Source organism: Nocardioides endophyticus, assembly GCF_039543845.1.
Lineage (GTDB): Bacteria > Actinomycetota > Actinomycetes > Propionibacteriales > Nocardioidaceae > Nocardioides > Nocardioides endophyticus.
The window spans coordinates 43,244-68,764 of the sequence record NZ_BAABKN010000030.1 but is presented as its reverse complement, the minus strand read 5'-3'; the positions used below and the strand labels follow the sequence as shown (position 1 = coordinate 68,764).

Below are 25,521 nucleotides of genomic sequence, written 5' to 3'. Positions count from 1 at the left end.
TTTCAGACGGAGGTCGGGTCGACCGTGGCTGCCTTTGCGGCGAAGCCTGCCAGAGCCAGCTCCTTCGCCGCGGGGTACTGCGCCTTGCCGGTGGCGTTGCGCGGCACCTTGTCCACGATCGTGAGCGAGCGCGGCAGCTTGTAGCCCGACAGGTGCGCGCGCAGGAAGTCGCGCAGGTCCTCGAGCTCTAGCGTCGCACCCTCACGGAGCTCGACGACGGCCGCGACGGCCTGGCCGAACTTGTCGTCCGGGATGCCGACCACCAGCGTGTCGTAGACGGCAGGGTGGCCCTTGATCGCCATCTCGACCTCCTCCGGGTAGACCTTCTCGCCACCGGTGTTGACGCAGTTGGAGCCGCGTCCGAGGAGAGTCACCCGCCTGCCCTCCTCGATCCGGGCGAAGTCACCCGGGACCGAGTAGCGCTCGCCGTCGATGACCAGGAAGGTCGCGGCCGACTTCGCGGGGTCCTTGTAGTAGCCGACGGGCACCGAGCCGCCGCGACCGAGCCGGCCGACGACCCCGATGTTCGTGTCGGGGTCGAGGACGTTGTTGTCCGCGTCGATGACGACGCTGCCCGGGCCGAGGCCGACGACCGGGCCGTCGGTCGAGATGTTGTTCGCGTCCTGCATGCCCATGCCGGAGAACCCGGTCTCGGTCGCGCCGACGGAGTCGGTGAAGATCGAGTTGGGGAACGCCGCCATCCAGCGCTCCTTCACCGGCTTGCTGAAGATCGCGGCACTGCTGGAGATGGCGACCAGGTTGGAGCAGTCGTACGCCGTACCGGTCGCCTCGAGCTTCGCCTCGTACGCCTCGATCAGCGGCCGCGCCATGGCGTCACCGGTCATGAAGATCAGCTGCACCTTGTCGCGCTCGATGATCTCCCAGGTGCGCACCGGGTCGAACTTCGGCTCGAGCACCGTGAGGTGGCCGGCGAAGAGGTGCATGAGCAGGCCGGCCTGGGCGCCGCCGTGCATCAGCGGGCTCAGTGGGAAGGTGACCATCCGCGGGTCAGTGGCCTGCTTGGACTGGTCGAACTCCTCCAACGGGACGCCCGTGTAGAAGTCGATGCCGCCACCCAGCACCCGCCAGAAGTCCTCGTGGCGCCACATGACGCCCTTCGGGAAGCCGGTGGTGCCGCCGGTGTAGATGATGTGGATGTCATCGGGACTGCGCTCCCCGAAGTCGCGCTCGGCGCTCTGGCCGGCCAGCGCCTCGTCGTAGTGCACGCCGCCGTACGACGAGTAGTCGGACTGGTCGCCCGGGTCGAGCGCGTCGTCGACGACGACGGCGACCTTCAGCTTCTCGTGCCTGGGCCAGCACGAGGCGACCAGTGGCGCGTAGCTGCGCTCGTGGATCAACGCGACCACGTCGGCGTTGTCGAAGAGGTAGTCGAGCTCGCCCTCGACGTAGCGGTAGTTGACGTTGATGGTGGTCGCCCGGATCTTCACCACCGCGAGGGTCGCCACGACGTGCTCCACGCTGTTCTTCGCGTAGATCGCGACGTGGTCGCCGGCCTTCACCCCCTGCGCCTGGAGGTAGTGCGCGAGCCGGTTGGCATCAGCCTCCAGCTCGGCGTAGGTCACGACGCGGTCCCCGAACTTCACGGCAGGGTTGTCCGGCGCGACATCGACGGCGTGTTCGAAGAGGTCAGCGATATTGTGAGCCACACTCGCGAGACTAGAACACGTTCTCGTTTTTGGCTAGCATCCCGGCTATGACCGATGCCGCGACTGTTCCCACGACGGAATCCGCCCCGCACTGCCTCGTCGAGCAGGACGGCCACAAGCTCATCGTCACGATGAACCGGCCCGAGACCCGCAACGCGCTCTCCGGCGAGATGATGGCGATCATGGAGGAGGCCTGGGACCGGGTCAACAGCGACGACTCCATCCGGGTCTGCATCCTCACCGGTGCCGGCGGCTACTTCTGCGCCGGTATGGACCTCAAGGCCGCCACCAAGCGGTCGCCGAGCGAGAGCTTCGAGTCCGGCTTCGACCCGCGGGTCATCAAGGGGCTGCTCAAGGGCTTCCGGCTGACCAAGCCGCTGATCGCCGCGGTCGAGGGACCGGCCATCGCGGGCGGCACCGAGATCCTCCAGGGCACGGACATCCGGATCGCCGGCGAGTCGGCCCGGTTCGGGGTGGCCGAGGCGAAGTGGAGCCTCTACCCAATGGGCGGCTCCGCCGTACGCCTCCCCCGCCAGATCCCGTACACGATCGCCATGGACCTGCTGCTGACAGGCCGCGCGATCAAGGCGCCGGAGGCCAAAGAGATCGGCCTCATCGGCACCGTCGTGCCCGACGGCGAAGCGCTCGCCAAGGCGCACGAGATCGCGGACCTGATCTGCGCCAACGGACCCCTCGCCGTGCAGGCGATCCTCAAGACGGTTCGCGACTCCGAGGGCAAGCACGAGGACGACTGCTGGGCCGACGACGCCGTGGTCGGCAAGGCCGTCTTCGCCTCCGACGACGCCAAGGAAGGCCCACGGGCGTTCGCCGAGAAGCGCGCCCCTCAGTTCCAGGGGCGCTAGAGGGCCGCGAGCCACTCCAGTTGACGGGAGCGGTGGTACGCCGCACCACCCTCGTGGTCGTTGAACTCGTAGACCTCGATCTCCTTCGGTCCGCCGTAGGAGTTGTACGCCGCGAACACCGTCGACGGCGGGCAGGTGAGGTCCATCTGGGCGACCGACCACAGCGCCGGCGCGGTGGCCAGCCGGCCGAGCACGGCGACGTCGAAGTAGGACAGGGTCGAGAACGCTCGGTCGACCTGGTCGCGGTGAGCGGCCAGGTAGCGCACCAGCTCGAGGTAGGGGTCGGTCTGGGCGACGGCCGCCGCGCGCCGGAAGTCGCAGAGGAACGGCACGTCGCACAGCACCGCGGCCACGGAGGAGGGAGCCAGGGCAGCGACGGAGGTCGAGATCCCGCCGCCCTGGCTCCCTCCCGCCACGACCACCCGAGACGGGTCGACCAGGTCGTGGCCGCGCAGCACCTCGAGCGCGGCCACGGCGTCGGCGTACACGCGCCGGTAGTAGTAGGTGTCCGGGTCCCCGATGCCACGGGTGAGGAAGCCCGGCTGAGCCGGCCCGGATCCGACAGGGTCGCCGGTGGCGCCGGTCGTCCAGCCACTCCCCTGTCCCCGGGTGTCGACGACGAGGTGCGCGTAGCCGGCGCTGGCCCACAAGACGTGCTCGTGCGCCAGCCCGCGGCCACCGTTGTAGCCCTGAAACTGCACCACCCCGGGCAGCGGACCGGACCGCAGCACCTCGGCCGGCAGGTGCAGCCACGCGCGCACAGGATGACCGTCGAACCCGGCCAGCGCGACGTCGTACGACTCCACGGTCACCAGCCCGGAATCGACCCTGGTCAGCATCGGCGGCGCACCACCGATGCGCGCGAGCGTGCGCGCCCAGAAGTCACCGAGGTCCTCGGGCACCGCCAACGGCGGGCGGTAGACCCGCGCCTCCTCCAGGGGCAGGTCGTAGTGCATCAGGCGATCTCGACGGTCACGGCGGGCTCCAGCGCCCGCTCCACCCCGACCATCCGGACCGGACCGACCAGCTCGAGCGGCAGCACCTCCCGGATGTCCGTGCTGGAGGCGCCCACCCATAGCTCGACCTTGCCCGGCTCCACGATGCGCACGAGGTCGCGCCCGGTGAACGACGTCAGATCCGCGGACAGCGCGAAGCGGACGCTCGCGCTCTGCCCGACCTCGAGGTCGACGCGCACCGCACCGACGAGCTGCTGCACCGGGCGCACCACCGAGGCCGACCGGTCGTGCAGGTAGACCTGCACCACCTCTGACACGTCTCGGTCGGCCTCGTTCGCGAGCTCCACCACGAGGTCGCAGGTGCCGTCGGTCCCCCACCGCGGACCGGACGGCGTGGACACCGCGCCCCAGGTGGCGGCGGCGTACGAGAGTCCGTGACCGAACCCGAAGAGCGGTGTCGGGTCCACCACGCTGACCTCGTTGCGCCGGCCCAGCGGCGAGGCGAGGTACGTCGAGGGCTGGGTCGAGCCCGCACCCGGGAAGCTGACCGGCAGCCGACCGGACGGGTTGACGCGACCGCTGAGCACGTCGGCGATCGCCTGCGCTCCCTCCTCGCCCGGGAAGAAGCCGCACACGAGCCCGGCGAGGCGATCCACCTGGCGGCTCAGGTCGTACGGTCGTCCGACGAGCAGCACCGCCACGACCGGCGTACCGGTCCCGATCAGCGCCTCGAGCAGCTCCTCCTGCCGACCGGGGAGGTCGAGGTCGGCGACGTCGCAGCCCTCTCCCGACGTGCCCTTGCCGAAGAGCCCCGCCTGGTCTCCGAGCACGACGACGCACACCTCGGCGTCGGCGGCGACCGCGGCAGCGGCCTCGATGTCCGCGTCCTCGCCCCCGAGCACCGGGCAGCCGAGCGCGTAGGAGACGTCGAAGGTGTCGGCCAGAGCCTCTCGGACGGTGCGGATCTCCACGCCGTCCTCGACACCGGGGTGGTGCACGAGCACGTGCATCGGGAAGGAGTAGCAGCCGAGCATCGCCTGGGACGTGTCGGCGCGCGGTCCGACGATCGCGACCGTCGCCCCGGCCGAGAGCGGGAGGCTGCCGTCGTTGGCCAGCAGCACGACAGAGCGGCGCGCGAGCTCGAGCGCGAGCGCCCGTGACTCGGCGTCGTCGAGGTCGACGTCGGTGACCGCAACCGGCGCCCAGCCCGGGTCGAGCAGGCCGAGCTCGCACTTCTGTCGCAGCACCCGGAAGAGGGCGCGGTCGATGACCTTCTCCTCCACGCGACCCGCGGCGAGCACCTCGAGCAACGGGGCACCGAAGGCGTTCGTCGACGGCAGCTCGACGTCGATCCCCGCCTCGAGCGCCAGTCCCGCTGCCTCGCCGAGGCCGTCCGCGACGCGATGCAGCGTCTGCAGGAAGGCGACCGAGAAGTAGTCGGAGGCCACGGTCCCGGTGAAGCCCAGCCGCTCGCGCAGCAGGGTGGTCAGCAGCTCGGCATCGGCGGCGGCCGGCACCCCGTCGAGGTCGGTGTAGGAGTTCATCACCGACCTGGCCCCGGCCCGCAGGGCCATCTCGAACGGCGGCAAGATCACGTCGGCGAGCTCGCGCGGCCCGATCGCCACCGGCGCCAGGTTGCGGGCGGCGCGGGACGCGGAGTAGCCGAGGAAGTGCTTCAGTGTCGAGACGATCCCACCGTCCTCCAGGCCGCGCACGTAGGCGCTGCCCACGAGGCCGACCAAGAACGGGTCCTCGCCGAGTGTCTCCTCGACCCGGCCCCAGCGGAGGTCGCGGACGACGTCGAGCACCGGTGCCAGACCCTGGTGGATGCCGAGGCTGCGCATGGTGCCGGCGATCTGGGCGGCCATCCGCTCGACCAGCACCGGGTCGAAGGAGGCCGCCCAGCACAACGGCGAGGGATAGATCGTGGCACGCCAGACGGCGAGCCCGGTGAGGCACTCCTCGTGGGCCAGCGCCGGGATGCCGAACCGGTTGGCCGCCATCACGTCGCGCTGTCGGTCGGCCAGGATCTGGAGTCCCTCGGCCGGCTCCAGGGGTGCGGTGCCGAACGTGCGGGTGAGCTGGCCGAGACCGTCCTCGACCACCTCTGTCCACGACGGCAGCGGACCGACGCTCTCACGCAGCATCGGGGCCATGCCGCCGGCGTCCGGGTCGAGCCACCAGACCCCGGACAGCTGGGCGACCTTCTCGGTCAGGGTCATCCGCGAGACCAGGTCGGCGACCCGGTCGTCGACGTGGGCGCTGGGATCGCGCCACAGCTCGGTCATGAAGTCGCTCCTGGAGCTGCGGTCGTGCGCCGGGGCACGAGAGTCGTCGCGAGGGTCACGTGCGTCTCGTCGACCACGTGGCCGGCGATCAGCGCGACCAGCATCGCGATGGCGTCGTGCCCCATCTGGCGCATGGGTTGCTGGACGGTGGTCAGCGGCGGGTGAGCCAGCGCCGACTCGGGGATGTTGTCGAAGCCCACGACGGACAGCTGCCCGGGGACGTCGAGGCCCAGCTCGCTGGCGACCTCGAGGGTCGACAGGGCCGAGATGTCGTTGGCCGCGAAGATCGCGGTCGGCGGCTGGGGCAGGCGCAGCAGCGTCCGGGCGGCGTCCCGCGCCTGCTCGGGGTCGAACGCGCCGTTCGCGAGGAGCGACTCGTCGACCGGTACGCCGGCCGCCTCGTGCGCCGCGCGGTAGCCGAGCTCACGCAGCTGCGCGGACACGAGGTCCTCGCGGCCGGTGACCATGCCGATGCGGCGGTGGCCCAGGCTCAGCAGGTGGTCGACGCCCATCCGCGCGCCCTGCAGGTTGTCCGATGCGACCGTCGGCAGGCTGGACCGGCCGGTGTGTGGGTCGACCGCGACCACCGGACCGTCGTACTGCACGTCGGTCACCGTCGGCGTCACCAGGACGGCGCCGTCCACCAGGGTGCCCATGACTCGCGACAGGTAGCGCCGCTCCCATCCGACGTGCTCGTCCACGCGGCCGCCGGCGGAGTAGGCGACCAGCTCGTAGCCGGTGCCCCGGATCGCGTCGGCCGCGCCCTTGAGCACCTCGGTGCTGAACGGCTCGAAGTCCGCGACCAGCACGCCGATCACGTTCGTCCGGGTGTTGCGCAGGCTGCGCGCCACCAGGCTGGTCTCGTAGCCGAGCCGGTTGATCACCTTGCTGACGTGGTCGAACGTCTGCGTCGAGACGCCGTACCGGCCGTTCATCACCTTCGAGACCGTCGAGATGGACACGCCCGCCTCGGCCGCCACCTGCTGCATGGTCACCCGGCTCCCGGACCGCTGGCTGCTCGGCTCCACCACGGCGTCCTCCTCCACGTTGCCCGTCATCCCTTCACCGCGCCCTGCAGCCCGCTGACGATCCGCTTCTGCATCGCGAGGAACAGGATCAGAGCGGGGATCATTGCGAGCGTCGTGAACGCGAGCACGCCGGCGGTGTCGGACGAGTGCTCGCTCGAGTAGTCGGCGACACCGAGCGGCAGCGTACGCATGTCGTCCTGCAGCAGGAGCAGAGGCAGCAGGTAGGCGTTCCACGACGCCACGAACGCGAGCACTCCGACGGTGACCAGCGCCGGCACCGACAACGGCAGCACCAGCCGCCAGAAGATCCCGATCCGAGACGCCCCGTCGATCAGCGCCGCCTCCTCCAACTCCTTGGGGATGGCCATCAGGAAGGGCCGCAGGATCACCACCGTGATCGGCAGCGCGAAGGCCGCCTGCGGCAGCGCGACCCCCCACCAGCTGTTGGCCAGGTGCAGGTCACGGGTGACCAGGATGAAGAGCGGGATGATCGCCACGGCGGCCGGGAAGAGCAGCCCGAGCACGAACACCATGAACAGCGGTTCGCGCCCGCTGAACTGGTAGCGGGCCAACGGGTACGCCGCCATCACGCCGAACATCACGGCGACCACGGTGGTGATCACGGCGATGATCGACGAGTTCAAGGCGTAGCGCCAGAAGGCCTCGTTGGTCAGAACCGCCGTGTAGTTCGAGAACACCCAGGGGTCCGGCAGACCCGAGGGATCGCGGGCCAGCTGCTCGTTGCTGCGGAAGCCGCCGAGCGCGCCGTACACGACGGGGCCCAGCGTGATGATGACCGCGGTCAGGGCCAGCAGGTAGACCAGCAGGCCACCTGAGCCGAACGGTCTCGCGCGTCGGATCATGTCTCCTTCACCTCTCCACAGCGGTGTCGCGCCGCAGCACGAACACCTGGTAGACGAGCGCCATCACGAACCCGATCGCGAAGAGGATCACGGAGGCCGCGCCGGCGATGCCGTAGTTGTGACGGCCGGTGCCCTGGTTGATCAGGTAAGTCGCCATCGTCGTCGTCGCGTTGGCCGGACCGCCGCCGGTCAGGATCCAGACCATGTCGAAGAGCTGCAGCGACCCGATCATCGACAGGAAGCACCAGGTGCGGATCGTCGGCCCGAGCAGCGGGATCGCGATCCGTCGCTGCACCTGCCACCAGCTCGCCCCGTCGAGCTGCGCCGCCTCATAGAGGTCGGTCGGGACACCCTGGAGGCCGGCGAGGAAGAGCAGGATCGCCAACCCGAGGTACTTCCAGGTGAGCACCACGAAGACGGTGGCGAGCGCCAGGTTCGGCGTACCGAGGAAACCCTGCTCTGGCGGGGTGAGCCCGACCGCCTTGATCAGCGCGTCGATGACGCCCGACTCCGGCTGTAGCAGCTGGTACCAGACGACGCCGGCGATGACCTCGGCCAGCACGTACGGGACGAACACGATGGTCCGCAGCAGCCCCCGGCCGCGGATCTTGCGGTCGAGCAGCAGAGCGACCGCCAGCCCGAGGGGCAGCTGGATCAGGATCGACGCGAACACGATGATGAAGTTGTGCGTCACCGCGCCTCGGAAGACCTCGTCGGTCAGCACGTAGTGGTAGTTGTCGATCCCGATGAAGTCGTCCATCGGGCCGAAGCCCTTCCAGCGGTCGAAGGACATCCGGACCGCCGAGACCACCGGCCAGACGACGAAGACCGCCATCAGCGCGAGAGCCGGGGTCACGAAGAAGGCGATCTCCAGTCGCTGCCGCCAGCCGCCCCCGACGGGCCGTGGGGCCACCCGGCGCTGCTCGCGCCGGGTGGCCTCCCCGAGAGTGGGGGGCGCCGTGGAGGTGGCGACGCCCTGGTCCGCCACGATCAGCTCACTGCTCCCGTCACTGCCGTGGTCGTCACTGCTCGGCGTCCGCGGCCTGCTGAGTTGCGTCGACGACGTCCTGCGGGGACGCATCGCCGGCGAACAGCAGCGCGATCTCGTCGTTCATCGCTCCACCGACCGAGGCGCCGAAGGCCGTGTCGAAGTACAGCTGGACGTACGGCGCGTCGTCGCGAGCCTTGAGCACGCCGGCGAGTGCCGGGTCCTTGACCGAGCCGTTCGCAGCCGGGTTGGTCGGCAGGCCCATGTCGTTCTCGGCGAAGCCCTGCTGGACCTCGTCGGAGAGGAGGTACTTCACGAAGTCGACGGCTTCGTCGGGCGCCTCCTCGGAGACCGCCCACGCGTCGCCGCCGCCGAGGGCGTCGGTCGGGTCGCCCTGACCGTCCTCGACCGCCGGGAACGGGAACCAGCCGGTCTTGTCGCCCAGCCCCTTGCCGTCGTCGGTGAGGCCCTGCATCACGCCCGGCTCCCAGTGCCCCTGCATCTCCATCGCGACCTTGCCGGTCGCGAGCAGGCCCGACGCCGAGGTCGCGCCCTCCTGCGCCTTGGTGGTCAGGAAGCCCTTGTTGAAGGGGTCGGCGCCTAGGATGTCCTGGACCACTTCGCCGGCCTTCTCGAAGCACGGGTCGGAGAAGTCGAGGCTCGTGACGGCCTCCTTGAGTACGTCCTCGGGGCAGGACCGCAGCGCCGTGTAGTACCAGTAGTGCGCCGCCGGCCACTTGTCCCCGGCACCGACGGAGATCGGCGTGATGCCGGCGTCCTTGAGCTTGGCGATGTCGTCGTACCACTCGTCCATCGTGGTGGGGGGCTCGGTGATGCCGGCCTGCTCGAAGAGCTCGGTGTTGTACCAGACGCCCACGACCCCGAGCGAGAGCGGCAGGGCGTAGGTCTTCCCGTCGATCTGCCAGCCGGCGACCGAGCCACCGACCTTGTCGATCTCCTCCGACGCGTCGTCGGAGATGTCGCGGACCATGCCCGCGTCGACGTGGTCGGCCAGCTCGCCGCCGCCGCGCTCCATGTAGATGTCGGGGATGTCCCCGCTCTGGAAGGCGGCGTCGAGCTTGTCGACCATGTCCTCGTGGGCCATGGCGCTGATCTCGATCTTCACGCCCGGGTGGTCGGCCTCGTAGTCCTGGGCGACCTGCTCGTAGTAGCCCATGCCGGGCTGGTTGTTCGAGTTGTGCCACCAGGTGATCGTGGTGTCGCCACCACTCTCCTCCGACGAGTCGTCGCTGCCACAGGCCGCGAACGTCAACACGCTGGCGCAGAGGACGGCAAGTGCCGCGCTGCGAGTCTTCGACCTCATTGGGAAACCCTTCCGTTCGGCGGTGGGCCGGGTGCGACGTCCGTCACACATGCCGGAAAGGTGTCACTCGCCGGTGAGTGTGTCAATCGTTGTCGATAACGTTTTCCACGGTTTCGGCATTTTCGAAACAAAAGGCGCGCCAGAGGGGTCAGAGCGTCCGCGGCAGCAGGTCGTCGTCTCGCCGCGTCCGTGACCCAGTGCAGGGGCATGGTGACAAAGCCGTACCCGTGGGTGCCGTTGCGCAGACGCATGGCAACGTCGTACCCGTGCAGATCATCACGACAGGCATCACCGCCGAGCTCGTCCGGGGCGCCCTCGAGCTCGAGCAGACCGACCGCGGCCTGCTCCCGCACCGGCTCCCCGCCTGGGCCCGGGCGCAGGTGCCCGACCCGCAACTGTTGATGGCCGAGAGCCAGCCCTCCGGCGTACGCCTCGCGTTCCGTACGGCGGCGACCGCCATCGAGCTGGACACCCTGCCGACCAAGCGGGTGTACGTCGGCGCCCCGCCCCGACCCGACGGGATCTACGACCTGGTGGTCGACGGGAGACTCGTCGACCAGGGCAGCGTGCCGCAGGGTCGAGCCGTCGTGATCGACATGACGACGGGCTCATTCGAGCAGCGCGAAGGCGAGCCCGGCACGCTGACGTTCGACGGCCTGTCCCCCGAGCCGAAGGACGTCGAGATCTGGCTGCCGCACAGCGAGACGACCGAGCTCGTCGAGCTGCGCACGGACGCCCCCGTCGAGCCGCTGCCCGGCCGCGGACGACCGGTGTGGCTGCACCACGGAAGCTCGATCAGCGCCGGCTCCGAGGCCGGCAGTCCCACCACCACCTGGCCCGCCCGCGCTGCCACACTGGGCGGCGTCGACCTGGTCAGTCTGGGCTTCGGCGGCAGCGCGCTGCTCGACCCGTTCGTCGCCCGGACCATGCGGGACACCCCCGCCGACCTCATCAGCATCAAGATGGGGATCAACATCGTGAACGCCGACGTGATGCGCAAGCGAGCGTTCACGGCAGGCATGCACGGCTTCCTCGACACCGTGCGTGACGGCCACCCGGACACCCCGCTCCTGGTCGTCTCCCCGATCTGGTGCGGGCTCCACGAGGCCACGCCGGGGCCGCTCCTGCCCGACACGAGCGGGATGAAGGACGGGCAGCTGCGTTTCGCGTCCACCGGCGACCCGGCCGAGGTCCCGTTCGGCAAGCTCACCCTGCAGGTCATCCGTGCCGAGCTCGCGCGCATCGTCGAGCAGCGCGCCGCCACCGACCCGCACCTCCACTACCTCGACGGCCTCACGCTGTACGGCGAGGCGGACGCGGCCGAGCTGCCGCTGCCGGACGACCTGCACCCGGACGCCGCGACCCACCTGCGGATCGGCGAGCGGTTCGCCGCGTCGTTCAAACCGGGTGGTTCGTTGGGTCCGGCCTGACAGAATCTCCCCGTGCCGTGGCCGACCTGGGATCAAGCCGCGGTAGCTGCGTTGGTCAGCGCCCTCGTGTGGCTCGTCGTACGTCTGCGGCCGTCCCGGCTGACCCCGCACATCGAGCCGGCCGCCGCTGAGTTCACCCTGATCGCGTCCCTGTACGCCGTGTGGCGGCTCGCCCGGATGCTGCCTCTCGCCTCCACCCACGGAGCAATCGCGCGCGCCCACGACATCGCGTCGTTCCAAGGCCGGCTGCACCTGCCGTCGGAGCTGACGCTCCAGCACTTCGTGCTGGCGCACGCCCGCCTCGCCGACCTCACGACCAAGTACTACGCGGTGGTCCACGTGCCGGCGCTGATCGCCTTCCTGGTGTGGATGTTCTACCGCCACCGTGACCGGTACCCGCACTGGCGCAACGGGCTGGCCCTCGTCACCGCCTGCTGCCTGGTGATCCGGTTCGTCCGGGTCGCGCCGCCGCGCTTCCTGCCCGACCTGGGCTACGTCGACATGGGCCAGCAGTACGGGATGTCGGTCTACGCGGCCGACCCGACGACCGGTGTGTCGGACCAGTTCGCCGCGATGCCGTCGATCCACGTGGCCTGGGCTGCGGTCGTCTCCTTCGGCATCGTCGCAGTGAGCACCAGCAGGTGGCGCTGGCTCTTCCTGTCGCACGTCGTCCTGACCATGCTCGTCGTCTCGGCGACCGGCAACCACTGGTGGATGGACGGCATCGTCGCGATCGGCCTGCTGGCTGGTTCACTCGCGATCGACACCGCCATCCGCAACTACTTCAGGCGCCGGTCAGCCGACAGCGCGGTCACCGGTCCAGAACTGGGCCCGCAGGGCCTTCTTGTCGGGCTTGCCGAGCCCGGTCAGCGGCAGCGAGTCGGCGACGATCACCTGCTTGGGTGACTGCACGGACCCCTTGCGCGCCTTGACCATCTCCTGGATCTCGGCGGTCATCGCGGCGATCGACTCGTCGTCACGAGGCGCGTCGGAGCGGAGGACGACGATCGCCGTCACGGCCTCGCCGAACTTCTCGTGCGGCGTGCCGATCACGCCGACCTGAGCGATCGCAGGGTGCTCCGCGACGACGTCCTCGACCTCACGCGGGAACACGTTGAACCCGCCGGTGACGATCATGTCCTTGGTGCGGTCGACGATGTACCAGAAGCCGTCCTCGTCCTCGCGCGCCACGTCACCCGTGTGCATCCAGCCGTCACGGAAGGTGTCGGCGGTCTCGTCCGGCAGGTTCCAGTAGCCACCGGCCAGCAGCGGGCCGGCGACGCAGATCTCCCCCGGCTCCCCGACCGGGACGGGCTTGCCGTCCTCGCCGAGCAGCGCCGTACGGGTGAACGCCGACGGGCGGCCGCACGAGGCGAGACGACGCTCGTCGCCGCCCTCGGCCACGGCCTCCGCGTGGTCGGCGCGGGACATGTAGCTGATCGCCATCGGCGCCTCGGACTGGCCGTAGTACTGCGCGAAGATCGGGCCGAAGCGCTCGATCGCCTCCTTGAGCCGCACCGGGTTGATCGCCGACGCGCCGTAGTAGACGGTCTCGAGCGACGACAGGTCGCGGGTCTTCGAGTCGGGGTGGTCCATCAGGGCGTAGAGCATCGACGGCACCAGCATGGTCGCGGTGATCTTCTGCTCCTCGATCGTCCTCAGCACCTCGGCCGGGTCGAACTTCGAGAGCACGTAGAGGCAGCCGCCCTTGAGGACGGTGGGGACGAAGAAGGCCGCGCCTGCGTGAGACAGCGGGGTGCACATCAGGAAGCGCGGCGACTCCGGCCACTCCCACTCCGACATCTGGATCTGGGTCATCGTGTTCATCTGCCGCGAGAGGCCGATGACGCCCTTCGGCTTGCCGGTCGTGCCGCCGGTGTAGGTGATCGACACGATGTGGTCGGGGTCGAGCGTGACCGCCGAGAGCGGCTGCGGGTCGAACGACGCAGCGGCGGCCGACAGGTCGTGGCCGACGTGCGCGAGCTCGTCGGGCACCGGCCCGATCGTGAGCACCTTCTCCAGCTTCGGGCACTTCTCGAGAAGACCCACCACGCGCTCGACGAACATCGGCACCGGGTCGATGGTGATCGAGGTGATCTCGGCGTCGTTGATCACGTAGGCGTGGTCGTCCAGGGATCCGAGCGGGTGCAGCGACGTACGCCGGTGGCCCTGGGTCTGGCCCGCGCCGAGGATGAAGAGCACCTCGGGCCGGTTGAGCGCGAGCAGCGCGCCCGCGGTGCCGCGGCCGGCGCCCAGCGCCTCGAACGCCTGGATGTACTGGCTGATCCGCTCGGCGGTCTGGCCACCGGTGAGCGTGGTGTCGCCGAGATACATCACCGGCTTGTGCTGGTGCCTTTTGAGAGCCGCGACCATGAGGTGGCCGTTGTGGGTGCCGACCCGCATGTCGTTGGAAGAAGGCAGAGCGTCAGTCATGGCGCCGAGACTAGAACGTGTTTCAGTTCGGGGCAATTCTCTGCAGCACGCCATCGAGGCCGTTCCGCACCTCGTCGTACACCCCGGCCGCGCCCAGATCGCGGGCGAACTGCTCGTTCAGGCCGCCGGGTGTCGCGTGTGCGTTCGCGAGCGCAGCGAAGTCCGGGTCCGGTGCGCCGAGCTCGCCGGCAAGGGCCGCGAACGTGGCCGCGACGTAGCGCCGAGCGTCGTCCTCGGGGATGCCGCGAGAGCCGAGCCAGTCCGCGATCGCGCCGAGGTAGCCGAAGTACGCCGCCACCGTCGCCGACGCCGCCGCGATCGACTCGAACGCCAGCTCGTCGTCCACGACCATGCTGCCGCCGAGCCTCGCGAACAGCTCCTCGACCGCCGGGCCCTCCGGGTGCACCGGCGTCACGCTCTCGCGCGTCGCCACAGCAGGCAGCGGGATGCTGCGCGCCACCTCGCTCACCGGTGCCACGACCTCGCGCAGGCGCGCCACGTCGACCCCGGCAACCGCGCTGACCACGGCCTGGTCAGGCCGGAACCGCAGCCCGGACAGCACCTCGACCGCGTTGCCCGGCAGCAGGCACACGACGATCACGTCGGCCTCATCGACGACGGCCTGGTTGTCGGCCGCGATCCGTACCGAGTCGAAGCGGGCAGCCAGGTCGGCCGACCGTTCGGCGTTGCGCGGCGACAGGACGACCTCCGGAGCATCGGCGACCCCGTCACACCACCCGACGACCATGGCCGCTGCGATCGAACCGACTCCGATGACGCCGTACGTGTTGCTCACCGGGCAACTCTCCCATCACACCCGCCGGCCGCACCGCCCTGCCCACGCTGCGGGGGTTTCGAGACGGGCCCAGCAGCCCTCCTCAACCACTGGAACGAGCGGCGGCTCCGCGGAGCGGGCACGCCCGGGAAGCGTAAAGCGAGGCGTGGCGCCGCAACGGGCCACGACCACGGCGTACGTCGCCGGCGACACGCGAGCCCAGCGACCGGGCGTGGCCGCGCAGCGGCGACGCCTCAGCGGGAGTGCGGCGCTAGGCGAGCAGCTCTGCCACTGACCGGATCTCTTCGGCGGAGCGGGCGCTCAGCAGCAGCGTCGTCACACCGGTCTCCTCCCACTGCGCGATCCGCTCCTTGACCTCACCTGCGGTGCCGACGATGTGCATGTCGTCGACCAGCTCGTCGGGGATCAGCGCGGTCGCCTTGTCCTTCTCGCCGCTCAGGTAGAGCCGCTGCACCTCGGCCGCGAGGTCCTCGTAGCCCATCCGGACGAAGACCTGGTTGTGGAAGTTCGCCTCCTGGGCGCCCATCCCGCCCATGTAGAGCGACACCGACGGCTTGATCGCGTCGAGGATGAACTGCTTCTCCTCGGCGTTCTCGACCACCTGGAGGTGACAGGTCGCGGCGATCTCGAAGTCGTCGCGAGTACGCCGGGCACCGGGTCGTGCGAAGCCCTCGTCGAGCCAGGGGCGGTACATGCCGGCCGACTTCGGCGTGTAGAAGATCGGGATCCAGCCGTCGGCGATCTCGGCGGTCTGCGCGACGTTCTTGGGTCCCTCGGCGCCGAGCCAGATCGGGACGTCGGCGCGCAGCGGGTGCACGATCGACTTGAGTGGCTTGCCGAGACCCACGGAGTTCTCGCCGGTGAACGGCAGTGGGTAGTGCTGGCCGTCGTTGGTGACCTTGTCCTCGCGGGCGAGCACCTTGCGGATGATGTCGACGACCTCGCGGGTGCGGGCCAGCGGCTTGCCGAAGGGCTGGCCGTACCAGCCTTCGACCACCTGCGGCCCGCTGACGCCCATGCCCAGGATCACCCGGCCGTTCGACAGGTGGTCGAGCGTCATCAGGTGCATCGCGATCGACGTCGGCGTACGTCCCGACATCTGCACGATCGACGTGCCGAGCTTGATCCGCGACGTCTCACGGCCCCACCAGGCCAACGGGGTGAACGCGTCGCTCCCCCACGCCTCGGCGGTGAAGATGGCGTCGAACCCGGATTCCTCGGCGGCGGTGACGAGCTCCCCGACGCCCTGCGGGGGCTGCGCTCCCCAGTAGCCGAGCTGCAGTCCGAGCTTCATGTCGATCTCCTGTCATCGCGGGACATATGTCACTTGGTGCTTGCCCGATCTTAGAACGTGTTCTAGTTTCGGACCATGACACGAACACTGTCAGCACCGGTCACCGTAGCGTTCGACTACACCCGCTCGACTGGACCCGTCGTGGGACGGTTCCTCACCGGCCTCCGAGACGGCGTCGTCGTCGCGGGCCGGACCTCGGCGGGTGAGGTCGTCGTACCCCCGTTGGAGTACGACCCGGACACGCACGAGCAGACCACGGACTTCGTCGAGGTCGCCCCGGTCGGGACGGTCACGTCCTGGACGTGGGTGCCCGAGCCGGTCGCCGAGCAGCCCTTCGACCGGCCCTTCGCCTTTGCGCTGGTGACCCTCGACGGCGCCACCCGCCCGTTCCTGCACGCCCTCGACGTGCCCTCGCCCGACCAGGTCAGCACCGGCATGCGGGTGCAGATCCGCTGGGCCGAGGAGCGCACCGGGTCGATCACCGACATCGCGGCGTTCGAACCTCTGGACGAATCGGTGGTTGAGGTGCGCAGCGAAGCGAGCCTCGCAACCCCCGTCGTGGACCCGGTCACCGGCGTCATCGTCCCGGTGTCGCTCGACTACCTGTACGCCGCGTCGCCCGAGGAGTCCGCGTTCTACCGCGGGCTCAACGAGGGCCGCATCGTCGGCCAGCGCTGCCCCACCTGCCAGAAGGTCTACGTGCCGCCGCGCAGCGCGTGCCCGGCCGACGGCACCCCGACGGCGGAGGAGGTGGAGCTGTCGCAGACCGGCACGATCACCACGTTCTGCATCGTCAACGTGCCGTTCCTCGGGCAGAAGATCATCCCGCCGTACGTCTCGGCGTACGTGCTGCTCGACGGCGCCGACATCGCCATCCTCCACCTGATCCTGGGCATCCCGGCCGACGAGGTGCGGATGGGCATGCGGGTCAAGGCGGTCTGGAAGCCGCAGGACGAGTGGACGTACTCCCTGGAGAACATCGACCACTTCGAGCCGACCGGCGATCCGGACGCGGACTACGACACCTACCGGCACCACCTCTGAGGGGCCCCGGCTCTGTGATTTCGAAAATGGAGTGCACAGCATGAGAGACGTTGCAGTCGTCGGGTTCGCCCAGCGACAGATGCCCGAGTTCGACGGGTCGCCGACCTGCGTGGAGATGCTCGTGCCGCTCCTCGCGGAGTGCTACGAGCAGACCGGCTGGACCCGCCGCGACATCGGCTTCTGGTGCTCGGGATCCTCCGACTACCTGGCCGGACGGTCCTTCTCGTTCGTCTCGGCGGTCGACGCCATCGGCGTGATCCCGCCGGTCAACGAGTCGCACGTCGAGATGGACCTCGCGTGGGCGATGTACGAGGCCTGGCTGAAGATCCAGACCGGCGAGGTCGAGACCGCCCTCGTGTACGCGTTCGGCAAGTCCTCGGCCGGCGTACTGCGCCGGACCCTCGGGCTGCAGCTGGAGCCCTACACGATGACGCCGCTGTGGCCCGACACCGTGTCGCTGGCCGGTCTCCAGGCCCGCGCCGGCATCGACGCCGGGGTGTGGGACGAGACCGCGATGGCCGAGGTGGCCAACCGATCGCTGACCGACGCCGAGAAGAACGAGTACGCCATCCGCAAGGGCGGCTCGTCGGTCGAGGAGCTGCTCGCCCGGCCGATGTACGCCGACCCACTGCGCAAGCACGACTGCTCCCCCGTCACGGACGGCGCGGCCGCCATCGTGCTCGCCGCCGGCGACAAGGCTCGCGAGGTGCGCGACCGACCGGCCTGGATCAACGGCCTGTCGCACTACATCGACCCGATGGGCATGGGCACCCGTGACCTCACCCGGTCGCCCTCGACCGCTCGGGCAGCAGCTGCCGTCGACCTCACCGGCGTCGAGGTTGCGGAGCTGCATGCCCCGTTCAGCCACCAGGAGCTGATCCTGCGCCGCGAGCTCGGGCTGGGCGACGACGTACGCGTCAACCCGTCGGGTGGCGCACTGACCAGCAACCCGATGTTCTCCAGTGGGGGCATCCGGATCGGCGAGACCGCCTCGCGGATCTGGTCCGGCGAGATCTCCAAGGGCGTGGGGCACGCGACCTCGGGGCCTGCCTTGCAGCAGAACCTGCTCTGCGTGCTGGGCTCGACGACCGAAGGGGTAGGGAACTGATGGCCAAGCAGCCCGCAGCCGTGGTCGGGGTCGGACAGACCCACCACCGCGCCAAGCGTCTCGACGTCTCGATGGCCGGCCTGTGCCGCGAGGCGATCGACCGCGCCCTGGAAGACGCAGGCATGACCCTCGACGAGATCGACGCGATCGTGGTCGGCAAGGCGCCCGACCTGTTCGAGGGCGTGATGATGCCGGAGCTGTTCCTCGCCGAGGCGCTCGGTGCCGCCGGCAAGCCGCTGCTGCGGGTGCACACTGCCGGCTCCGTAGGTGGCTCTACGGCGATCGTGGCGGCGTCGCTCGTCCAGGCCGGCGTCCACCGCAAGGTGCTCACCGTCGCCTACGAGAAGCAGTCGGAGTCCAACGCGATGTGGGCGCTCTCGGTGCCGCTGCCGTTCAACATGCCCGTGCACGCCGGCGCCGGTGGCTACTTCGCGCCACACGTGCGCTCCTACATCCGTCGCTCGGAGGCGCCGACGCACATCGGTGCGATCGTCGCCGCGAAGGACCGCAACAACGCTCTGCGCAACCCCTACGCCCACCTGCACAACGAGGGCACGACCGTCGAGTCGGTGCTCGCGTCACAGATGCTCTGGGACCCGATCCGCTACGACGAGACCTGTCCGTCCTCCGACGGCGCGTGTGCCCTGGTGATCGTGTCCGAGGACGTGGCGGCGGCATCTCCCAACCCCGCCTGGATCCACGGCACGGTGATGCGCTCCGAGGCCACGACGGCCGCCGAGCGCGACCAGGTCAACCCGCAGGCCTCTCGCGACGCCGCGGCCGCACTCTGGAAGCAGGCCGGCATCACCAGCCCGATCGACGAGATCGACATGGCCGAGATCTACGTGCCGTTCTCGTGGTTCGAGCCGATGTGGCTCGAGAGCCTCGGGTTCGCCGACGCGAACGGCGGCGGCTGGCGGCTCACCGAGTCCGGCGGTACGGCGATGGACGGTGTCCTGCCCGTGAACTGCTCGGGTGGGGTGCTCTCGTCCAACCCGATCGGCGCCTCCGGCATGCTCCGCTTCGGCGAGGCCGCGCTCCAGGTGCGCGGCGCAGCGGGCGAGCACCAGGTCGACGGCGCCCGCAAGGCGCTCGGTCACGCGTACGGCGGCGGCTCGCAGTTCTTTGCGATGTGGGTCGTCGGCGCGGAGAAGCCGACCAACTGAGGCTGCGGGTCTCCCGGGTTTCCCCGGACGCCCGGGGAAACCTGCCGACACGCCGTTGCTGCAACGGCGTGTCGGCAGGTTGCGGCTGGCATCCCCCTGCCCCCGTCTCACGTGACGGGACGATGACCGCGACGGCGGTCGCGGCGACGGGCACGACCGACCACCCGGCGTAGGCTGAGACCGATGGCCGCGAGCGGACTCCCTCCTGGGGTCCCGCGCCGGCCGAAAGGCGGACGTCATGACGACGTCGCACGAATCCGCACCGACTACCTCCACCCGGGCTCCGCTGCGCCTGCGGATGAGCGACCGGCCCGGACTCGACACCCTGGACGGCGGCTGGTGGCCGCAGAGCCGTGACCTCGCCGTCGAGCTGGCCGACCTCGCCGACCACTTCCCTCCCTCCCTCGGGCGGGTCCAGCACGCGGTCATCTCCCCTCCTGACTGGGACTCGGCGCCGCGACGCATCCGGGTCCAAGACGGGTACGTCGACCTCGACGCCGTCCCGGACGACGACACCCACATCGTCTTGCTCCGGACATCACAGCGCTTGACGCTGCGGGTGCTCGTCGTGCCGCCCGTGTTCTCGGCCGGTCAGGGCGCCGAGGCACTCCTGGCCGCGGCCACCACCGGCTACGCGCACTCCGCCGGCTCCCTGCTGGAGACGGTCACCAACGAGTTCGACGTCGACCCCGATGACCACTGGTCCTGACGAGTTCGCTCGTGGCGAACGGTCCTGTCACCGGGGCACCGACCGGCCTACTGTCGGTGCATGGGTGACGTCGTAGCCTTCCCGTCCCGTCCGGAGCCGCAGCGCCCGGAGCCGCTCTGGCGCGAGGCCGTCGGCCACGAGCTGCGCGAGGAGCGTCGTACGGCGGAGCGCACGCTCGCCGACGTGGCCACGGGCGCAGGCGTCTCGACGCAGTACCTCTCCGAGGTCGAGCGCGGCCTCAAGGAGCCGAGCTCCGAGGTCCTCGGTGCGGTCGCCGGCGCCCTCGGCCTGCGCCTGGTCGACCTGACGACGCGGGTCAGCAGGCGACTGACCCGGATCTCCGGGCCAGTCGCGCTGGCTGCCTAGGCGGTCAGTAGCCCGGGAAGACCCTCCGCAGGTCGTCGAGAGTGACGTTGCCGGTCACGCTGACGCCCGCGTCGTACGGCGCACGCAGGCGACCGCTCAGCAGCCGGACGACGGCCTCCGGCGTCCCGCCGAAGGTCGCGGTGGGGTCGGAGACCTCGCCCGACACGGTCACGGCGTCGGTGATCGAGATGCCGCCGCCGGGGATCGCCAGCCGGACCTCCTGCTCGGCCCGGTCGGGCTTGGCGGAGAAGCCGAGCAGGAAGGCCAGCGGGCCGGCGAACAGCTCGACGAGCAGCTCGGCCGAGTCGGCGTCGACGGTCGCGGCAGGGTCGACACCGACGCGCACGTCCCAGGCGTGGTTGGCGACCTCGTTGAGACGCATGGCGAGCGCGACCTCGACCGGCACCGGCTGCGGCAGGAAGCCCAGGTCGATCTGCAGGTCCTCCAGCTGCTCCGGCGTCAGCGCCTCGACCGTGGCGAGGTACGCCGCGTCCTTCTCGACGAACCCGGAGGCCTGCTCACTCGGGGTCGAGCCGTCCCAGCGCGCCCAGATCGTCTGGTTGTCCTCGACGTCGACCGACTCCCCCGCGGCGGTCGCGATCGGCTGGCGGGTGATCTCGGCACCGCTGCCCAGGTGCGAGAGCGCCTGCGCGACCGTCCACTCCGACGCGCCGCTGGGCGCGGTCAGCTGGGCCTCGGTCAGGGTCGGCGCCAGGGCGGCCAGAGTGTCGTGGTTGGCGCGCAGCGCCGCGATCGTGCGGGAGGCAAGGGAGGTCATGTCCGGCGCAACCTGCTAGGCGGCCCCGATCTTCCCGGCAGAGCTCTTCCGACTGTCGAGCACATCGTCGACGATTCCGTACGACACCGCCTCCTCGGCGGACAGCACCAGGTCGCGCTCGGTGTCCTCGCGCACCTGCTCCACGGTCCGCCCGGTGTGGAGAGACAGGATCTGCTCCATCTCGGCGCGGATGCGTGCGATCTCCTTGGCCTGGAGAGCGAGGTCGGGCAGCGTGCCCTGTCCCCCGCCCGAGGGCTGGTGGAGCACGACGCGGGCGTGTGGCAGCACCGTACGGCGACCCGGCGCCCCCGCCGCCAGCAGGACAGCGGCGGACGACGCAGCCTGACCGACACACGCCGTGCCCACCTCGGGCCGGATGAACTGCATCGCGTCGTAGATGGCGAGCATCGCGGTGACCGAGCCACCGGGCGAGTTGAGGTAGAGGTTGATCGGCGAGTCCGGGCTCTCGGACTCCAGGTGCAGCAGCTGCGCGATCACGACGTTGGCGACCCCGTCGTCGATCTCGGTGCCGAGGTAGATGATCCGGTCGGTCAGCAACCGGCTGTAGATGTCGACCGCACGCTCGCCGCGGTGGGTCTTCTCGACCACGCTGGGGATCGTGTACTGACTCATGCGCTGACTCCGAACGTGGCGGTGGGGCGGGGCTGGGCGATGGCACCGAGGTCACTGAGCACCTCGTCGACGAAGCCGTACTCCTGCGCCTGCTCGGCGGTGAACCACCGGTCGCGCAGCGAGTCCCGCTCGATCAGCTCGCGCGGCTGCCCGGTGTGCTCGGCGATCAGCCCGATCAGGACGCCCTTCACGTGCTCGAGGTTCTCGGCCTGGATCTCGATGTCGATCGCGGTGCCGCCGATGCCGGCCGACCCCTGGTGCATCAGGATCCGCGAGTGCGGGAGCGCGTAGCGCTTGCCCGGCGTACCGGCCGAGAGCAGGAACTGGCCCATGCTGGCCGCGAGGCCCATCGCCAGTGTGCTCACGTCGTTGGGGATCAGGCGCATCGTGTCGTAGATGGCGAGTCCGGCGCTCACGCTGCCGCCGGGTGAGTTGATGTAGAGACTGATGTCGCGGTGCGGGTCCTCGGCCGAGAGGAGCAGCAGCTCCGCGCAGAGGCGGTTGGCGATGGCATCGTCGACCTCCTGCCCCAGCACCAGGATGCGCTGGTGCATGAGGCGGGCGGTGAGCTGGTCGTCGAAGGGACCGGTGAGGGTTGGTTGGCTCATGCCCCCAGCGTTCGTCGCTTCAGGCCGTCACGGAAGCGAATCTGCTCCCAGCAGATCTGCTGTCAGCTGCACGGACCTGAGCTGCCGAGATTCGAGGGCTGAGTCGAGCTGCTCCACCGAGCTGACACCCACGATCGGCTTCCAACCCTTCGCGAGCATCCAGCCGAGAACGACCTGGGACGCGGGTACGCCGAGCCGCCCGGCCAGCGCGTTCAGGGTTGCCAGCCGCGCGGTGGTGCCCGGGTGGTCGTAGGCCTCCGGGAAGGGCCGATCCGCACGGTCGAAGCTGCCTTGGATCAGCGGGCTGTAGACCCACAGCTCCATCTCGGGATGCAGCTCGAGGTAGTCCACGGTCTCGTCGCCGACGAACCCGAACCGGTGGTCCTTGCCCGGGACCTGCGCGCCCGGCCGCGGCTCGACGTACGACGTGGTCAGCTGCAGCGCCGTCCACGGCTCGACGCCGAGGCGCTCCGCGATGCCGCGTGCCCGCTCCACCCGCCAGGTGGGGTGGTTGGACACCCCGAGACGGCGTACGACGCCCCGCTCCACCAGCGCCCCGAACGCCGCCACGGTCTCCTCGAGGTCCGTCGCGCGGTCCTCGCCGTGCGCCCAATAGACATCGATCGCGTCGATGCCCAGGCGTTCGAGGCTGCGCGCCGACTCACGTTCGATCACCGGGGCCGACAGACCTTCGATGCCACCGTCGTCGGTGGGCTCGACACCGACCTTGGTCGCGATCACCAGCTCCTCGCGCAGGCCCGGGTTGGCCGCCAGCCAGCGGCCGAGCAGCATCTCGCTCTGGCCGCCGTGTCCGGTCGGCGAGGTCCAGAAGGAGTAGCAGTTGGCCGTGTCCAGCACCCGCCCGCCGGCCTCGACGAAACGGTCGAGCAGGGCGTACGACGTCGCCTCGTCGGTGCGGGTGCCGAAGTACATGGTGCCGAGCACCAACCCCATCTCCAGGTCCATGCCGTCACCCTACGGACGGTCTAGATAGGGTCGGCTCATGATCGAGCTCCGCACCCCTGCCCAGATCGAGCAGATGCGTCCCGCCGGCCGCTTCGTCGCCGACGTCATCACCGCGCTCGCCGCGAAGGCCGCGGTCGGGGTCAACCTGCTCGAGCTGGACGCCCTGGCCCACCAGATGATCCGGGAGCAGGGGGCGGAGTCCTGCTACATCGACTACCACCCGTCGTTCGGCGCCTCGCCGTTCGGCAAGGTCCTGTGCACCTCGGTCAACGACGCGGTCCTGCACGGGCTGCCCCACGACTACACACTGCAGGACGGCGACCTCGTCAGCGTCGACTTCGCCGCGAACGTCGACGGCTGGGTCGCCGACTCCGCCCTCAGCGTCGTGGTCGGTACGCCCCGCCAGGAGGACCTCGACCTGATCGCCACCACCGGTCGCGCCCTCGAGTCCGCCATCGCCGCCGCCCAACCGGGCAATCGCCTCGGTGACATCTCGGCGGCGATCGGCGACGTCGCCCGCGAGGCCGGCCTCCGCGTCAACCTGCAGTTCGGCGGGCACGGCGTCGGTCGCACCATGCACGGCGAGCCGCACGTACCCAACGACGGCCGCGCCGGCCGCGGACTCAAGCTGCGCCCCGGCCTGGTGATCGCGATCGAGCCGTGGTTCCTGCACACCACCGACGAGATCTACACCGACGACGACGGCTGGACCCTGCGCAGCAAGGACGGCTCCCGCGGGGCCCATATGGAGCACACCGTGGCCATCACGGCAGACGGCCCGCTGGTTCTCACCGAACGGGCCGCCTGACGCGTCTCACTGTTCTGGGATCCTCACTGGGTCTCGACACGCTCCGTCACGGCTTCGCAGGCTCAGCCGTGGTCGCTGCTCGACCACCAACGATCAGGTCCGCTGCGCGTCCCTGATCATGCGTACTTGACCTGCAGGTCCTTGATGCCGTTGACCCAGGAGTGGCGGAGACGCACCGGCTCCTTCAGCTTGGTGATGTCCGGCGCGAAGTCGGCGATCGCGTTGAAGATCACCCGGATCTCCTGCCGGGCCAGGTTGGCGCCCAAGCAGTAGTGGGCACCGTGACCGCCGAACCCGAGCTGCGGGTTGGGGTCGCGCAGGATGTTGAACGTGTGCGGGTCCTCGAAGACGGTCTCGTCGAAGTTGGCGCTCGCGTAGAAGAGCGCCGCGCGCTCGCCCTTCTTGAACGTGTGGCCGCTGACCTCGACGTCGTTGAGCGCGGTGCGCTGGAAGACGGTCACGGGGGTGCCCCACCGGACGACCTCGTCGACCATGGTCGCCGGCCGGTCCCGCTTCCAGATCTCCCACTGCTCGGGGTTGTCCAGGAAGGCGTTCATGCCGTGGGTGACCGCGTTGCGGGTGGTCTCGTTGCCGGCCACCGCGAGCAGGATCACGAAGTAGCCGAACTCGTCGTCGCTCAGGCCGCGCTCGCCCTTGTGCGCCGTGATCAGCTTGGTGATCAGGTCGTCACGGGGGTTGGCCTGACGGTCGGCGGCGAGCATCATCGCGTAGCCGAGGATCTCGGCGGCCGCGACGTCGTTGTTGCCGGCGTAGTCCGGGTCCTCGCCCGCGAGCATCAGGTTGGACCACTCGAAGAGCTTGTGCCGGTCCTCCTGCGGCACGCCGATCAGGTCGGCGATCGCCTGCAGCGGGAGCTCGGCGGCGACCTCCTCGACGAAGTTGCCGGTGCCGCGCGCCACCGCGTCCTTCACGATCTTCCCGGCGCGCTGGACCATCGTGTCCTCGAGCTCGTTGATCGAGCGCGGCGTGAAGCCGCGGGAGATGATGGCCCGGGTCTGGGTGTGCTCGGGCGGGTCCTGGTTGATCAGGATCACCCGCTGCAGCTCGATCTGCTCTCGGAGCATCTCGCCGGGGAAGCGGATGATGGCGCCGTTCTCGTGCGTCGACCAGTTCTTGCTGTCCTTCGAGATCGCCGAGACGTCCTCGTGCCGCGTCACAGCCCAGTAGCCGGTGCCCGACTCCTCGGCGAAGCCGCTGCGCGGCTCCCAGGGCTGCTCGACCCACACGATCGGGTGGTTCTGGCGTGCCTCGAGGAACTTGTCGTACGGGATGGCCTCCTGGTTCACGTCGGGGTCGGTGAAGTCGAATCCCTCGGGAAGGACGTCGGTTGCGGTCACGGGGCGCTCTCCTACTCGATTCTGAAACACGTTCTAGTGCCACAGGT

At 69.8% G+C, this 25,521-nt stretch carries 24 protein-coding genes; 9 read left to right on the top strand and 15 right to left on the bottom strand.

What is annotated here, in order from left to right:
- Positions 1-2: 2 nt before the first annotated feature.
- On the bottom strand, positions 3-1,667 hold the full coding sequence (locus tag ABEA33_RS22550) for an acyl-CoA synthetase (protein ID WP_345529320.1): 1,665 nt from the start codon (positions 1,665-1,667) through the stop codon (positions 3-5).
- Between the two features lie 47 nt (positions 1,668-1,714).
- On the opposite strand from ABEA33_RS22550, the gene ABEA33_RS22545 reads away from it, so the two are divergent.
- Positions 1,715-2,530, top strand: a complete 816-nt coding sequence (locus ABEA33_RS22545) for a crotonase/enoyl-CoA hydratase family protein (RefSeq protein WP_345529319.1) — start codon at positions 1,715-1,717, stop codon at positions 2,528-2,530.
- Here ABEA33_RS22545 and ABEA33_RS22540 read toward each other — a convergent pair.
- Genes ABEA33_RS22540 through ABEA33_RS22515 form a run of 6 tightly spaced genes read right to left on the bottom strand, consistent with a single transcriptional unit; the run spans position 2,527 to position 9,977 of the window.
- Positions 2,527-3,486 carry an acetylxylan esterase gene (locus tag ABEA33_RS22540; RefSeq protein WP_345529318.1) on the bottom strand — a complete coding sequence of 320 codons (960 nt, stop codon included), beginning with the start codon at positions 3,484-3,486 and terminating at the stop codon, positions 2,527-2,529. The two genes, ABEA33_RS22545 and ABEA33_RS22540, sit on opposite strands and share 4 nt — an antisense overlap.
- Entirely contained in the window at positions 3,486-5,774 is a 2,289-nt protein-coding gene (locus ABEA33_RS22535) for a beta-glucosidase family protein (protein ID WP_345529317.1), read from the bottom strand. Before ABEA33_RS22535 ends, ABEA33_RS22540 begins: the two co-directional genes overlap by 1 nt.
- Complete coding sequence (locus tag ABEA33_RS22530) at positions 5,771-6,832, bottom strand: LacI family DNA-binding transcriptional regulator (RefSeq protein ID WP_345529316.1); 1,062 nt, start codon at positions 6,830-6,832, stop codon at positions 5,771-5,773. The genes ABEA33_RS22535 and ABEA33_RS22530 overlap by 4 nt, the downstream gene beginning before the upstream one ends.
- Positions 6,829-7,665, bottom strand: a complete 837-nt coding sequence (locus ABEA33_RS22525; protein ID WP_345529314.1) for a carbohydrate ABC transporter permease — start codon at positions 7,663-7,665, stop codon at positions 6,829-6,831. The genes ABEA33_RS22530 and ABEA33_RS22525 overlap by 4 nt, the downstream gene beginning before the upstream one ends.
- A 7-nt stretch (positions 7,666-7,672) precedes the next feature.
- The gene (locus tag ABEA33_RS22520; protein WP_345529313.1) at positions 7,673-8,653 is read right to left on the bottom strand and encodes a carbohydrate ABC transporter permease; all 981 of its coding nucleotides are present in this window, start codon (positions 8,651-8,653) and stop codon (positions 7,673-7,675) included.
- A gap of 34 nt (positions 8,654-8,687) precedes the next feature.
- Entirely contained in the window at positions 8,688-9,977 is a 1,290-nt protein-coding gene (locus tag ABEA33_RS22515; protein WP_345529312.1) for an ABC transporter substrate-binding protein, read from the bottom strand.
- A 227-nt stretch (positions 9,978-10,204) separates the two neighbouring features.
- On the opposite strand from ABEA33_RS22515, the gene ABEA33_RS22510 reads away from it, so the two are divergent.
- Both ABEA33_RS22510 and ABEA33_RS22505 read left to right on the top strand, forming a co-directional pair.
- Positions 10,205-11,407, top strand: a complete 1,203-nt coding sequence (locus ABEA33_RS22510; RefSeq protein WP_345529311.1) for a GDSL-type esterase/lipase family protein — start codon at positions 10,205-10,207, stop codon at positions 11,405-11,407.
- Between the two features lie 12 nt (positions 11,408-11,419).
- On the top strand, positions 11,420-12,313 hold the full coding sequence (locus ABEA33_RS22505) for a phosphatase PAP2 family protein (protein WP_345529310.1): 894 nt from the start codon (positions 11,420-11,422) through the stop codon (positions 12,311-12,313).
- Here the strand turns inward: ABEA33_RS22505 and fadD8 are convergent.
- The 3 genes from fadD8 to ABEA33_RS22490 form a co-directional block, all read right to left on the bottom strand.
- A complete protein-coding gene (gene fadD8, locus ABEA33_RS22500; protein WP_345529309.1) occupies positions 12,203-13,840 on the bottom strand; it encodes a fatty-acid--CoA ligase FadD8 in 1,638 nt (545 codons plus the stop codon). The two genes, ABEA33_RS22505 and fadD8, sit on opposite strands and share 111 nt — an antisense overlap.
- Before the next feature lie 22 nt (positions 13,841-13,862).
- Positions 13,863-14,636, bottom strand: a complete 774-nt coding sequence (locus tag ABEA33_RS22495) for an NAD(P)-binding domain-containing protein (protein ID WP_345529308.1) — start codon at positions 14,634-14,636, stop codon at positions 13,863-13,865.
- A gap of 250 nt (positions 14,637-14,886) precedes the next feature.
- Positions 14,887-15,930, bottom strand: a complete 1,044-nt coding sequence (locus tag ABEA33_RS22490) for an LLM class F420-dependent oxidoreductase (protein WP_345529307.1) — start codon at positions 15,928-15,930, stop codon at positions 14,887-14,889.
- Between the two features lie 75 nt (positions 15,931-16,005).
- On the opposite strand from ABEA33_RS22490, the gene ABEA33_RS22485 reads away from it, so the two are divergent.
- The 5 genes from ABEA33_RS22485 to ABEA33_RS22465 all read left to right on the top strand — a co-directional run bounded on the left by ABEA33_RS22485 (position 16,006) and on the right by ABEA33_RS22465 (position 20,323).
- Positions 16,006-16,974, top strand: a complete 969-nt coding sequence (locus tag ABEA33_RS22485; RefSeq protein ID WP_345529306.1) for a Zn-ribbon domain-containing OB-fold protein — start codon at positions 16,006-16,008, stop codon at positions 16,972-16,974.
- A gap of 40 nt (positions 16,975-17,014) precedes the next feature.
- Positions 17,015-18,082 (top strand): thiolase domain-containing protein, encoded by a 1,068-nt coding sequence (locus tag ABEA33_RS22480; protein ID WP_345529305.1) that lies wholly within the window; start codon positions 17,015-17,017, stop codon positions 18,080-18,082.
- A complete protein-coding gene (locus tag ABEA33_RS22475; RefSeq protein WP_345529303.1) occupies positions 18,082-19,248 on the top strand; it encodes a thiolase domain-containing protein in 1,167 nt (388 codons plus the stop codon). The genes ABEA33_RS22480 and ABEA33_RS22475 overlap by 1 nt, the downstream gene beginning before the upstream one ends.
- Positions 19,249-19,486: 238 nt before the next feature.
- Positions 19,487-19,957, top strand: a complete 471-nt coding sequence (locus tag ABEA33_RS22470; RefSeq protein WP_345529302.1) for a DUF5994 family protein — start codon at positions 19,487-19,489, stop codon at positions 19,955-19,957.
- Between the two features lie 60 nt (positions 19,958-20,017).
- Positions 20,018-20,323: a helix-turn-helix domain-containing protein gene (locus ABEA33_RS22465; RefSeq protein WP_345529301.1), complete on the top strand. Its 306-nt coding sequence runs from the start codon at positions 20,018-20,020 to the stop codon at positions 20,321-20,323.
- 4 nt (positions 20,324-20,327) lie between these two features.
- On the opposite strand, the gene ABEA33_RS22460 is transcribed toward ABEA33_RS22465, so the two are convergent.
- The 4 genes from ABEA33_RS22460 to ABEA33_RS22445 are packed head-to-tail and all read right to left on the bottom strand — an operon-like array spanning position 20,328 to position 23,308.
- A complete protein-coding gene (locus ABEA33_RS22460) occupies positions 20,328-21,101 on the bottom strand; it encodes a maleylpyruvate isomerase family mycothiol-dependent enzyme (RefSeq protein WP_345529300.1) in 774 nt (257 codons plus the stop codon).
- 15 nt (positions 21,102-21,116) lie between these two features.
- Complete coding sequence (locus ABEA33_RS22455; protein ID WP_345529299.1) at positions 21,117-21,734, bottom strand: ATP-dependent Clp protease proteolytic subunit; 618 nt, start codon at positions 21,732-21,734, stop codon at positions 21,117-21,119.
- Positions 21,731-22,342 (bottom strand): ClpP family protease, encoded by a 612-nt coding sequence (locus ABEA33_RS22450; protein ID WP_345529298.1) that lies wholly within the window; start codon positions 22,340-22,342, stop codon positions 21,731-21,733. Before ABEA33_RS22450 ends, ABEA33_RS22455 begins: the two co-directional genes overlap by 4 nt.
- 27 nt (positions 22,343-22,369) lie before the next feature.
- Positions 22,370-23,308, bottom strand: a complete 939-nt coding sequence (locus ABEA33_RS22445; protein WP_345529297.1) for an aldo/keto reductase — start codon at positions 23,306-23,308, stop codon at positions 22,370-22,372.
- Between the two features lie 37 nt (positions 23,309-23,345).
- Between ABEA33_RS22445 and map the strand changes: the two genes are divergently transcribed.
- Positions 23,346-24,116 (top strand): type I methionyl aminopeptidase, encoded by a 771-nt coding sequence (gene map / locus ABEA33_RS22440; RefSeq protein ID WP_345529296.1) that lies wholly within the window; start codon positions 23,346-23,348, stop codon positions 24,114-24,116.
- 116 nt (positions 24,117-24,232) lie between these two features.
- Here map and ABEA33_RS22435 read toward each other — a convergent pair whose 3' ends face one another.
- Positions 24,233-25,474 carry a cytochrome P450 gene (locus ABEA33_RS22435; RefSeq protein WP_345529295.1) on the bottom strand — a complete coding sequence of 414 codons (1,242 nt, stop codon included), beginning with the start codon at positions 25,472-25,474 and terminating at the stop codon, positions 24,233-24,235.
- Positions 25,475-25,521: the final 47 nt, after the last annotated feature.